At 67.7% G+C, this 10,298-nt stretch carries 12 protein-coding genes; 3 read left to right on the top strand and 9 right to left on the bottom strand.

Annotation, left to right across the window (positions count from 1 at the left end):
• From ABS772_RS23420 to rimP, 4 genes are all read right to left on the bottom strand, one after another.
• On the bottom strand, positions 1 to 228 hold a 228-nt coding region (locus tag ABS772_RS23420), incomplete at its 3' end, for a translation initiation factor IF-2 associated domain-containing protein (protein WP_350397088.1).
• Between the two features lie 64 nt (positions 229 to 292).
• The gene (locus ABS772_RS23415; RefSeq protein ID WP_350397089.1) at positions 293 to 1,036 is read right to left on the bottom strand and encodes an RNA-binding protein; all 744 of its coding nucleotides are present in this window, start codon (positions 1,034 to 1,036) and stop codon (positions 293 to 295) included.
• Positions 1,037 to 1,065: 29 nt separating this feature from the next.
• Positions 1,066 to 2,703, bottom strand: coding sequence for a transcription termination factor NusA (gene nusA / locus ABS772_RS23410; protein WP_350397087.1), 1,638 nt, complete (start codon positions 2,701 to 2,703; stop codon positions 1,066 to 1,068).
• Positions 2,704 to 2,764: 61 nt separating this feature from the next.
• The gene (rimP, locus tag ABS772_RS23405) at positions 2,765 to 3,520 is read right to left on the bottom strand and encodes a ribosome maturation factor RimP (RefSeq protein WP_350397086.1); all 756 of its coding nucleotides are present in this window, start codon (positions 3,518 to 3,520) and stop codon (positions 2,765 to 2,767) included.
• A gap of 267 nt (positions 3,521 to 3,787) precedes the next feature.
• Between rimP and ABS772_RS23400 the strand changes: the two genes are divergently transcribed.
• Positions 3,788 to 3,913: a hypothetical protein gene (locus tag ABS772_RS23400; protein ID WP_350397085.1), complete on the top strand. Its 126-nt coding sequence runs from the start codon at positions 3,788 to 3,790 to the stop codon at positions 3,911 to 3,913.
• A gap of 232 nt (positions 3,914 to 4,145) precedes the next feature.
• On the opposite strand, the gene ABS772_RS23395 is transcribed toward ABS772_RS23400, so the two are convergent.
• Together ABS772_RS23395 and ABS772_RS23390 are read right to left on the bottom strand one after the other, a co-directional pair.
• Positions 4,146 to 4,547: a hypothetical protein gene (locus tag ABS772_RS23395; RefSeq protein WP_350397084.1), complete on the bottom strand. Its 402-nt coding sequence runs from the start codon at positions 4,545 to 4,547 to the stop codon at positions 4,146 to 4,148.
• Between the two features lie 546 nt (positions 4,548 to 5,093).
• Complete coding sequence (locus ABS772_RS23390; protein WP_238255684.1) at positions 5,094 to 6,128, bottom strand: aspartate-semialdehyde dehydrogenase; 1,035 nt, start codon at positions 6,126 to 6,128, stop codon at positions 5,094 to 5,096.
• Between the two features lie 369 nt (positions 6,129 to 6,497).
• Between ABS772_RS23390 and ABS772_RS23385 the strand changes: the two genes are divergently transcribed.
• Positions 6,498 to 7,352 carry a hypothetical protein gene (locus ABS772_RS23385; RefSeq protein ID WP_350397083.1) on the top strand — a complete coding sequence of 285 codons (855 nt, stop codon included), beginning with the start codon at positions 6,498 to 6,500 and terminating at the stop codon, positions 7,350 to 7,352.
• A 113-nt stretch (positions 7,353 to 7,465) separates the two neighbouring features.
• Positions 7,466 to 7,879, top strand: coding sequence for a hypothetical protein (locus ABS772_RS23380; protein WP_096485698.1), 414 nt, complete (start codon positions 7,466 to 7,468; stop codon positions 7,877 to 7,879).
• A 71-nt stretch (positions 7,880 to 7,950) separates the two neighbouring features.
• On the opposite strand, the gene speG is transcribed toward ABS772_RS23380, so the two are convergent.
• The 3 genes from speG to zigA all read right to left on the bottom strand — a co-directional run bounded on the left by speG (position 7,951) and on the right by zigA (position 10,101).
• Entirely contained in the window at positions 7,951 to 8,499 is a 549-nt protein-coding gene (gene speG / locus ABS772_RS23375; protein WP_141951658.1) for a spermidine N1-acetyltransferase, read from the bottom strand.
• 82 nt (positions 8,500 to 8,581) lie between these two features.
• A complete protein-coding gene (locus ABS772_RS23370; RefSeq protein ID WP_350397082.1) occupies positions 8,582 to 8,875 on the bottom strand; it encodes a hypothetical protein in 294 nt (97 codons plus the stop codon).
• Between the two features lie 5 nt (positions 8,876 to 8,880).
• Positions 8,881 to 10,101 carry a zinc metallochaperone GTPase ZigA gene (zigA, locus tag ABS772_RS23365; protein WP_350397081.1) on the bottom strand — a complete coding sequence of 407 codons (1,221 nt, stop codon included), beginning with the start codon at positions 10,099 to 10,101 and terminating at the stop codon, positions 8,881 to 8,883.
• Between the last annotated feature and the right edge of the window lie 197 nt (positions 10,102 to 10,298).

The raw sequence follows: 10,298 nt of genomic DNA, 5'->3' as shown, positions 1-10,298 counted from the left end.
GGCCACGGAAGCGGGGCGCGGCGGCGGGGCAGCGGGCTCACGGGGCGCGACCGTTCCGGGGGCGGCGCCGATCGTGCGCCGCTTCACCGTCTCGACCACGACGGATTTCGACCGCCCGTGGGAGAAGCTCTGACGGACCGTTCCCTGCTCGACCGGGCGCTTCAGCGTCAGCGGCTTCGCGGGAGCTCTGGTCTGCGTCTTGTCACCCGGATTGTTCGTATCGCTCATTCAGTCTGAACCCTGAGGGCTTCCATCGTCCCATCGACCGGCGGCGGGCATGCCCGGCCGATTGTCATTTCATGTCGTCGTCGTGCGAATCAGAGGCGGTCGCGCCAGCGGTGAGCGGGGCGTCCTCCTCGGACGCCGACGCCATACCCTCGAAGGTGCGGAACCGACGCCAACGCGCGAGATAGCCGGTTGTGCCGGCTCCCGCGATGAGGGCAGCGTGTATCACATGATCCCGACCCAATGCCATGTCCAATTCGGCGTTGGACAGGTCATCGACAACGGGAATAACCGATATGGCATCGCCGTAGCGGCGCCGCAAGGCGGCGGCGAGCTTGCGCCGTCCGTCCGGGGCGGCATCGCTGGCGTGAAGCAGGGCCGCGACGCCCTCGGCGCCGAGGATCGCGGACTCGACCTTTCCGAACCCGGTCACCACGCAGCCGGCCTTGTTGGCGAGGGCCAGCGCCTGGCGCAGATCCGTGCGCAGACCCTCCGCCACCTGATCGGCGAGATCGGGCGCGGCCTTCACCTCGGCAGTCTTGAAGGCGCGGTGGAAGGCGCGGCGCTTCACCGCCGCCGCGACCGTGGCGCGCGTGGCCGTCACCCAGGCACCGCGGCCCGGCAGGCGGGCGCGCAGGTCCGGCACCACCGTGCCGTCCGGCCCGAGCACGAAGCGGATCATGCCCGAGGGCGATTGCGCGGTCCGGGTGACGATGCAGGTGCGCACGGGCTCCCGGCCGCGGCCGGGGCCGCGGTCGAGGTCCGGGCCGGTCCCGGCCGCCTCTTCGACTGTCTCGCCTCGGGCGATCACGTCCTGCACCGTCCCGCGTTGCTGTCCGCTCAGGCCTGCTGCGGCTCGGCCGCAGCCTCCTCGGTCGCCTCACCCTCGGCCGCCTCACCGTCGGCGGCCTCGCCCTCCGGCTCGGGCAGCGCGTCGATCCAGCCGGCCTTCAGGCGGGCGGCCATGATCAGCGCCTCGGCCTCGGCCCGGGACAGCTCGAAGCCGTCGAGGTAGCCGGCATGGCGAACGGCCTCGGGGCCGCGGCCCTCGGTGTAGCCGACGAGATCGTCGGTGGCGCAGCCGGCGAGATCCTCGACGGTCTTCACCTCGTTCTCGCCGAGCGCCACCATCATCGCGGTGGTGACGCCGTCGATCTCGCGCAGCTCGTCCTCGACGCCGAGCTCGCGGCGGCGGTCGTCCTGCTCCTGCTCGATGCGGGCGAGATAGTCCTGGGCGCGGGCCTGGATCTCGGCACCGGTCTCCTCGTCGAGGCCCTGGATGTTGGAGAGCTCCGCCACGTCGACGTAGGCGATCTCCTCGACGTTGCGGAACCCTTCCGCCGCGAGGAGCTGGCCGACGGTCTCGTCCACGTCGAGCGCCTCCATGAAGACCTGGGTCCGCTCGGCGAACTCCTTCTGGCGGCGCTCCGACTCCTCGGCCTCGGTCAGGATGTCGATGTCCCAGCCGGTGAGCTGCGAGGCCAGACGCACGTTCTGGCCGCGGCGGCCGATGGCGAGGGAGAGCTGGTCGTCGGGCACGACCACCTCGATGCGGTCGGCCTCCTCGTCGAGCACCACCTTCACGACCTCGGCCGGCTGCAGGGCGTTGACGATGAAGGTCGCCTGGTCCTGCGACCACGGGATGATGTCGATCTTCTCGCCCTGCAACTCGCCGACCACCGCCTGGACGCGGGAGCCGCGCATGCCGACGCAGGCGCCGACCGGATCGATCGAGGAATCGCGGGAGATCACCGCGATCTTGGCGCGCGAGCCCGGATCGCGGGCCACCGCCTTCACCTCGACGATGCCGTCGTAGATCTCCGGCACTTCCTGGCCGAAGAGTTTTGCCATGAATTGCGGGTGCGAGCGCGAGAGGAAGATCTGCGGTCCGCGCACCTCGGAGCGCACGTCGAACAGGTAGGCGCGGATGCGGTCGCCGGGGCGGAAGGTCTCGCGCGGGATCATCTCGTCGCGGCGCACGATGCCCTCGCCGCGGCCGAGATCGACGATGACGTTGCCGTACTCGACCCGCTTGACCACGCCGTTGAGGATTTCGCCGATGCGGTCCTTGTACTCGTCGTACTGGCGGGCGCGCTCGGCGTCGCGCACCTTCTGGACGATCACCTGCTTGGCCGATTGCGCGGCGACGCGGCCGAAATCGAAGGGCGGCAGGGTGTCGGAGATCACATCGCCGACGAGCGCGCCGGGGTTGTAGCGGCGGGCCTGATCGAGGGTGATCTCGCGGGCGTCGTTCTCGACCTGATCGACCACGAGGAGGTGGCGCGACAGGCGCAGCGCCCCGCTCTTCGGGTCGATCTCGGCGTGGACGTCGGTCTCGGCGCCGTAGCGGGAGCGGGCGGCCTTGGCGATCGCCTCCTCCATCGCCTCGATGACGATCTGGCGGTCGATCACCTTCTCGCGGGCCACCGCGTCGGCGATCTGCAGGAGTTCGAGCCGGTTGGCGCTGACGACGGCCATGGTTCCTGGTCCTTCCTTCAGGTCGTGCATCCGTCCCTCGGGACGGGAAAACGCGAAAAAATCAGTGGAGCGTGTCGCGGTTCTTGAGGCGGGCGGCCTTGGTGACGATGCCGCCGCCGGGCTTGGGCTTCTTCGCCTTCGCCGGCTTGTCGGACTTCTTGTCCGCCTTGGGCTTGGGCCGCTTCGGCTGCGGGATGAAGCGGATCTGCGGCGCCTCGTCCTCCGGCGCCTCGCCCTCCTCGTCGTCCACCTCCTCACCGTCCTGCGGCGGGGCGGATCCGCGGCGGAGCGACTCGCGAATCAGGTCGTCGGTGAGGACGAGATGCGCCTCGCCGAGATCGCGCAGCGGCACCTCGATGCGGCTCGGCAGGCCGGGCTTCACGTCGGGCAGGTCGATCGGCACCGTGGCGCCGTCCGGGCTCGGCACGCCGAGGATGCCGCGGAAGCGCTTGCGCCCGTCCATCGGCACGGCGAGTTCCACCTTCGCCTCGTAGCCGGCCCAGCGCTCGAAATCGGAGACGCGCACCAGCGGCCGGTCGATGCCGGGCGAGGAGATTTCGAGGTAGTAGGCGCCGCCGACCGGATCCTCCAGATCGAGGATCGGCGAGATCGCGCGGCTCACGGTCTCGCACTCGTCGACGCCCATCGTGCCGTCGGGCCGCTCGGCCATGATCTGCACGGTGCAGCCGTTGGTGTTCGAGATCTTCACCCGCACGAGGCGGAAGCCGAGACCCTCGATCGGTCCCTCGACGATCTGGGCGACGCGCGCGGCGACGCCGGTCTCGCTGACAAGACGTTTCTCGGTGGGCTCCGCCATGCTGTCGTTTTCCGAAGGTCTCGATCGGGGGTTAAGCTTGGCAATTCCGGTTCAGGAGGCGCTCGCGGAAATAAAAAAGAGCGGACCCCGGGGGGCCCACTCCCGCAAGCAGCCTATCGACTGCACCGAAAATGTTGAGCCGTGACTTACCCCCGGCGCGCGGCGAATTCAAGCGCCTCGAGGCGCCGTCCCCGGCCTCGAACGCCGGGACGGGGCCTGGACCGGCCGCAAACAGTAGCCCGCAGGCGCGGGGGAGGGGAGCCAGCCATGCCGACGACCCTGATCGGACCGGATCCGGACGCGCGGCTGACCGCTCACATGCCCCTGATCGGAGGCGGTGACATCGCTGCGCTGGAGGCGGTGGCGCGGGACGGCAGATCGGCAACGCCGTAGGGGACGAGCGGCGGGGTCGGTTTGACCGGTCCCCGCTCGGTTTCGATCACCGCCGCGACCCAGAAGAACAGAAACGCGACAAGGGCAACCTCTCTCGAGAGGGAGGACCAAAGCGATCTTTGGCATCGTCGGTTCAAGGGGGAGAGTCTCGCGCGTCGATGCGCTCTTCCTGCCGGTCGATTGTTTCTACAATATGTGGGAAATTATCCCACTGGATTCGCCGTTGGCTTGTTCAAGCCATCTCTTCGAGCGGAAATGGTGATGGCTGCCAGATCGCCTCGGCCTTGGTCCCGGCGATGTTCTCGCGCTCCCACCGATGCAAGATCGACGCGAGCGCCGCGCGATCGTCTTCCATCAGCGGCTCATGCAAGGATCGGATGCGCAGCCTCCACGTTCGCCATGGCTCATCTTGATGAGGATGCTGCAATGCAGGCGATGCCTGGACTTTCTGCCACCAGCATCGGGCTAAATTCAGATTCCCTAATGCAATATCGTAGACGAGATTTTCAAAAAAATCCTTTCCCCAAGTATAGCCCATGGTTGCCTCCGTTAAAGAACGACAGGCAAGTAAGGTATCTGCACTGCGAAGCAATTTTATGATTTTATTGAGTTGCTCAAGGAAATCTTTTGGCATTTCAGGGTCATCCCAACACCAATTTCTCGCTCGTCCATCAACGTTACTCAGTCGAGGAATATACTCCAAGCAAAAACCAGCGTGGGTGGCTGCTCTCACGTTGGGCAGAAAGAGAGGGTTCAACGTCCATTGTGGATTGAAGTGGCGAGCCGACGAAGTCCGATCGATCCAGATCTCCCGCGCAACATGCGTCACCGGCGTCAGCCACAGCGTATGACTGGTGACGAGCTTGAGGTCTGCGTGATGCTCAAGAAGAGGAAGGACGAGCTGCTGGACCTGTCGAGCCGTGGTTATCAGCGGGGTTTCACCTGCGTCACGATGATTCGGACCGTGTCAGGAAAATACCTGCTCGCTTTGGTTGCAAGAGTGCGCGTGCAGTTGTTCAGAAGGGGTGCAAAGCCGGCCGCGCTGAGCCGGGCAGGTTCCAGAGCAATGATCGGATCTCCAAGGCCGTATGGCAGAGGCAACAGCGATCCGCTCTCGGCCCAAACAAAAACGCCGCCCCGGAAGGGGCGGCGCTCAGAGGACGTTGTTTAGTGGCAGGCGTCAGGCCGCCTGACGCGCCTTGTTCAGGAGCTTGCGGTTCACCAGTACCTCGGCGATCTGCACCGCGTTGAGGGCCGCGCCCTTGCGCAGGTTGTCCGAGACGCACCAGAAGTTCAGGCCGTTCTCGACCGTGGCGTCCTCGCGGATGCGCGAGATGTAGGTGGCATCCTCGCCCGCCGCCTCGTGCGGGGTCATGTAGCCGCCGTTCTCGCGCTTATCGATCACCAGCACGCCGGGGGCCGAGCGCAGGATCTCGGTGGCCTGCTCAGGCGAGAGCGGGCGCTCGAACTCGATGTTCACCGACTCGGCGTGGCCGATGAAGACCGGCACGCGCACCGCGGTCGCCGTGAGCTTGATCTTGGGATCGAGCATCTTCTTGGTCTCGGCGACCATCTTCCACTCTTCCTTCGTGTAGCCGTCCTCCATGAACACATCGATGTGCGGGATGACGTTGAAGGCGATGCGCTTGGTGAACTTCTTCTGCACGACCTCGCCGGCGGTGAAGACGGCGCGGGTCTGGCTGAACAGCTCGTCCATGGCGTCCTTGCCGGCGCCGGAGACCGACTGGTAGGTCGAGACCACGACGCGCTTGATGGTGGCCGCCTCGTGGAGGGGCTTGAGCGCGACGACGAGCTGCGCGGTCGAGCAGTTCGGGTTGGCGATGATGTTGCGCTTGGTGAAGCCGACCACCGCGTCGGCATTCACCTCGGGCACGATCAGCGGCACGTCGGCGTCGTAGCGGAACGCGGACGAGTTATCGATCACCACGCAGCCCTGCTGGCCGATCCGCGGGCTCCACTCCTTCGACGCGTCGCCGCCCGCCGACATCAGGCAGATGTCGGTGTCGGAGAAGTCGTAGGTGTCGAGCGCTTTGACCTTCAGAATCTTGTCGCCGAAGGAGACTTCCTGGCCCAGGCTGCGGCTGGAGGCCAGCGCCACGACCTCGTCGGCCGGGAAAGCGCGCTCGGCCAGAATGTCGAGCATCTCGCGGCCCACATTGCCCGTGGCTCCGACGACGGCGACCTTGTAACCCATCTCACCAAACTCCGCTGCGCGGGCGGGATGCAACCGGCCCGCCTCTTCCCGTGGCCGGCGGACGCACCGCTCGGGCCCTTCGTTCGGGAAGATTCCATAGGCTGAAGAGCCCGCCCCGATTCGTGTTCGAGGTGGGCCCGTCAGGCGCCGGGAGCAAGATGCCCGCCGCGCGGCCCTGTCAAGTGCCGCCCGCGGGCGGCGGCGGTGCCCTAGTGACGAAGCGATGACGCCGACGGGCGGCGATTCACCATCGGGCGAGAATTTCGAGGATAGGCCGCATCCGCGCAACCCGCTGGTGGCTGGCCGCAGGGCAGAGGTCGAAGGACGGCGAGGGCTCTCGTGCCCCGCGGACCCGACAGAGGCCTGCGCATGCTCCCCTATCCGGACGACGCCCACGATCGATCCCACGAACCTGAATCCGACGACCTCCGCGACCTGACGCGCCCCCGGCCGCGCCGGCCGATGCGGCTCGGGGCCAAGCTCGCGGTCAGCGCCGCGCTGATCGCCGGCCTCTCCCTCGTCGCCCGCGACCGGGCCGCCGCGCCCGAACCGCCGCGGGCCTGGAGCGAGCCGCCGCGGGCGGCCGAGGGCGCGCGGCGCGCCATCGCCGCGACGGAACCGCTGCTGATGCTGCGCGCGAATGCGGCCGAGCCCACGCCGCAGGTCGAGCCGGCGCGCTGGAATTCCGGCAACGGTCAGCGCGAGGACAGCGTGAGCCAGGGCGCGTTCGACCTGATCGAGGCGCCCTATCTCCTCGTCACCGCCACCGATGCCGGTAGCCGGATCGAGCCCGGCTCCAGCCTGTTCGTCACCCTGGTGCGCCGGGCGGCGGACGGGCGCGGGCTGTCCGTCCTCCGGACCGGTGAACGGGGCGTCGTGGCGACCCGCCTCGGCGGCTTCGAGACCGTCGAGACGACGCTCTCGGCCGCCGGAAAGCGGAACTGCATCGGCTTCCGCAGCCTCGACCTGAAGGCGGTGGCCATCGACGGCTGGCTGTGCGGCATCCTCGGGCAGGCGCCGGAGGCGCGCGCCGTGGCCTGCGCCATCGACCGGATCGCGCTGGCCGGCCGCGTGACGGCGACGCTCGGTGACGACATTGCCGCCCGCGCGAGCGCCTGTCAGGCCGAGGAGGCTGCTGCGGCGGGGCCGGGCGACCGTACGGGCTCCATCGCCGTGGCCGAAGCGGCCGCGAGCAACAATGCGGCAAAAACACGGCGAAAATGACGAAGCGCGGCCATATTTCGGGAACAACGGCCACGCCTGAGCGTCTACTCCTCAACAAGCGGGATTCTTAACGAACGGCCCGTACAGTCGCCTCTCACACGACAAGGTACGCCATGCGCTTTTCCAAGCTTGCCCTTCTGGGCGCCATGACCCTCACCGCGATCGGGTTCGGAACCAGTGCGGAGGCGCAGGGCCCCTACGGCAACCCCGGTTACGTCCGCGTGAGCCAGCCGCTGCCGATCCGCATCCGCCCGCGCTCCTGGCTCGATGCCGGCAACGTGGTCGAGCCGGGCAACGGCTCCGTGTCGAACCCGGCCACCAACCCGGCCTTCATCGCCGCGTCGAACCAGCTCAACCCGGTCTACGGCCGCAACGACCGCTTCGGCGCCGGCATCCTGCCCGATCCGATCACCAACGGCCCGTTCATCGGCGCCCGCTCGACGGCGATCCGCAACGTCGATTTCTCGGCCGTCGACGCGATCGACCCGACCTCCTACGTCGCCCGCTACGGCAACCCGTACCGGTAGGCTCTCTTTCCCGATCAGCGGACGGATGCGGGCCCTTCGGGGCCCGTTTTCATATCTCGGCGCCGCTCCGATCAGGTCTTGAGCACCGGCTCCGCGACGTCGCCCGCGCCGCGCTCGGCGAGGTAGTGGGGCTGGAATAGGCACATCCGCACCGCGTCGCGGTAGCGGCCGTTGACGAAGAACTCGTCCCTCAGAATGCCCTCGGGGCGGAAGCCGCAGCTCTCGTAGATGCCGGCCGCGCGCTTGTTGTCCTTGTCCACGTGCAGGTAGAGCTTGTGGATGTTGAGCACCTTGAACGCGTAGTCGATGGCGATGCGGGTGGCGCGCTTGGCGTAGCCCTTGCCCTGATGATCGGGGTGGATCGCGATCTGGAACTCGCAGCGTCGGTGCAGGTGGTTGATCTCCACGAGCTCGACCATGCCCGCCGGCTCGCTCCGGTCCGTGGCGATGATGAAGCGCCGCTCGGTCTGATTGTGGATGTTGCGCTCGTAGAGCTGCGCCAGCTCGGCGAAGGACTCGTAGGCCTCCTCGAACCAGTAGCGCATGATGCTGTCGTTGTTGTTGAGCTGGTGCACGAAGAGGAGGTCTTCGCGCTCCAGCGGTCGCAATTTGATGCTCATGTCCGCGCTCGGGCCGGGGCTGGATGGAGTCGGCCCAAGGCCTACTCCCATGCCGACCAAGACGGAATGATGAAAGCCGGCTTCAAACCGCGCGGAGCCGGATCTCCTCCTGCGCCAGGGCGCGGGCGGCAGCCGAATCGAGATCGTCGAGCGGCCCGCGGAAGCGCAGGGCCCGCGTCGGCTCGCCGGCCCGCATCACCAGCACGACGGTCTCGACGTCCGGGCAGCCGGGATCGGCGCAGGCGATCTCATTGACGGAGAGCGCGTCCGCCTCGCCGAGATCCAGGGCCGGTCGCAGCACCGCCTTCGCGCGGGCTGCCGCTTGCGCCAGTCCCGCCGAGCGGGCACGCCAGTCCTTCAGGCTGATGAAGCCCATCGGACTCAGGCGGCCGCCCGGCGCCAGGCCGGAAACGGATCGGGCAGGTCGCGATAGGCCTCCGGATCGAAGCGCCGGATCTGCGCCGAGCCGACGAGGCAGGCATCGAGCGCGGCGGTGATCGCGTCCCGATCCATGCCGCGGCCGATGAAGACGAGTTCCTGGCGCCGGTCGCCCCAGACCTCGCTCCAGACCGTGTGGAGGCGCTCGCGAAAGACCGCCTCCTCCGGCCAGCGCTGGCGCGGCACCGCCGCCCACCAGAACCCCATGGCGCCGATATGCGCGACGGCACCGGCCAGCGAGAATTCGCCGACCCATTCGGGCCGGGTCGCGAGCCAGAAATGGCCCTTCGCCCGGATCAGCCCCGGCCAGGTCGTGTTGGCGAAAGCCTGGAACTGCTGCGGGTCGAACGGCCGCCGCGCCCGGTAGACGAAGGAGCCGATGCCGTATTCCTCGGTCTCGGGCACGTGCTCGTGGGCACGGTACAGTTCCTTGAACCAGAGCGGGTGCTCCTGCGCCTTCTCCTCGTCGAACAGGCCGGTATCGAGGATCGCCTCCGACGGGACCTGCCCGTGCGAGGCCTCGACGATGCGCGCATCCGCGTTCAGACCCCGCACCACCGAGCGGACGAGGTCGAGCGTGTCCGGCGAGACGTCGCGAGCCTTGTTGATCACCACTACGTCGGCGAACTCGATCTGCTCGACCAGGAGATCGACCAGGGTGCGGCTGTCCTCGGCGCCCGCCGTCTCGCCGCGCTGGCGCAGGAAGTCGTTCGAGCCGTAATCCTTCAGGAGGTTCACCGCATCGACCACGGTCACCATCGTGTCGAGCCGGGCGACGTCGCTCAGCGCGTGGCCCGCCTCGTCGCGGAAGGAGAAGGTGCTCGCCACCGGCAGCGGCTCGGCGATGCCGGTCCCCTCGATCAAGAGGTAGTCGAAGCGCCGCTCGGCGGCGAGGCGGCGGACCTCAGCGAGCAGGTCGTCGCGCAGGGTGCAGCAGATGCAGCCGTTGGTCATCTCCACCAACCGCTCGTCCGTGCGCGACAGACCCGCGCCGCCCTCGCGGACGAGGTCGGCATCGATGTTCACCTCGCTCATGTCGTTGACGATCACGGCGACGCGTCGCCCGTCGCGGTTGTTGAGGACATGGTTGAGCAGCGTCGTCTTGCCGGCGCCGAGGAAGCCGGACAGCACGGTGACGGGAAGGCGGGCATCGGTTTGAGGCATGAAACGTCCGACGGCAACGAAAGAGATTGTTACTTTATAACGTTTCATTTTCGCGACGAGGTCAAGCCTGACAAGCGGAAAAGATGGTCGACTCGTAGACCGACTCGGAGGAAAAGGCCGGAATGGCTTCAGGCTGAACCATGGGCGGTCGCGGCGCGTAACCGATGCGAGTCTCCGGCGGTTACATGCGTGCGATC

The sequence above is a fragment of the Methylorubrum podarium genome, assembly GCF_040270385.1.
In the GTDB taxonomy this organism is placed as follows: domain Bacteria; phylum Pseudomonadota; class Alphaproteobacteria; order Rhizobiales; family Beijerinckiaceae; genus Methylobacterium; species Methylobacterium podarium.
Note: the sequence above shows the minus strand (reverse complement) of the source record. Positions and strands in the feature narration are given on the sequence as shown.